Raw genomic sequence first — 1204 nt, forward strand, 5'->3', positions numbered from 1 at the left:
TAAAAATAAAAAAGGAAGCCTAAGCTTCCTTTTTTAGTGTTCACTAAAGTCGCTATTACGCGATGATTTTAGCTACAACACCTGCACCAACTGTACGGCCACCTTCACGGATAGCGAAACGTAAACCGTCGTCCATCGCGATTGGGTAAATCAGGGTAACTACCATCTTGATGTTATCACCAGGCATAACCATTTCTACGCCTTCTGGTAACTCAATTGTGCCTGTTACGTCTGTTGTACGGAAGAAGAACTGTGGACGGTAACCTTTGAAGAATGGAGTATGACGTCCGCCTTCTTCTTTTGATAACACGTACACTTCTGATTCGAATGTAGTATGCGGGTTAATTGAACCTGGCTTAGCTAGTACTTGGCCACGTTCTACGTCATCACGCTTAGTACCACGTAATAACACACCACAGTTTTCGCCAGCACGACCTTCGTCAAGTAACTTGCGGAACATTTCTACACCAGTACAAGTTGTTTTAGTTGTTGGACGAACACCAACAATTTCAACTTCGTCTGATACGCGAACGATACCACGTTCAACACGACCTGTTACCACTGTACCACGACCTGAAATCGAGAATACGTCTTCGATTGGTAGTAGGAATGGCTTGTCGATGTCACGAGCTGGGTCTGGAATATAAGTGTCTAAAGCTTCTGCAAGCTCAAGGATCTTAGCTTCCCACTCTGGCTGGCCTTCTAGTGCCTTAAGAGCTGAACCTTGAATTACTGGTAAATCATCACCTGGGAAGTCGTATTCTGAAAGAAGCTCACGCACTTCCATTTCAACTAATTCTAGTAATTCTTCGTCATCGACCATGTCACACTTGTTCATGAATACGATGATGAAAGGTACGCCAACCTGACGTGAAAGCAGGATGTGCTCACGTGTTTGTGGCATTGGGCCGTCTGTCGCAGCAACTACTAAGATTGCGCCGTCCATCTGTGCAGCACCGGTAATCATGTTTTTAACATAATCCGCGTGACCTGGACAGTCTACGTGTGCGTAGTGACGAATTGGTGTGTCATATTCGATGTGAGAAGTATTAATCGTAATACCGCGCTCACGCTCTTCTGGAGCGTTATCGATTTGAGCGAAGTTTTTAACTTCACCACCATAAGTTTTAGACAAAACGGCAGAGATTGCTGCTGTTAAAGTTGTTTTACCATGGTCAACGTGACCGATGGTGCCCACGTTTAC

1 protein-coding gene is annotated in these 1204 nt (G+C 44.9%); it reads right to left on the reverse strand.

Features of this window, described 5'->3' with window-relative positions; genetic code table 11:
- Positions 1 to 55: 55 nt before the first annotated feature.
- The coding region (gene tuf, locus H5164_RS19770; protein ID WP_182757380.1) for an elongation factor Tu at positions 56 to 1204 on the reverse strand (1149 nt) is incomplete at its 5' end.

It is taken from the genome of Shewanella sp. SG41-3 (genome assembly GCF_014164545.1).
Lineage (GTDB): Bacteria > Pseudomonadota > Gammaproteobacteria > Enterobacterales > Shewanellaceae > Shewanella > Shewanella vesiculosa.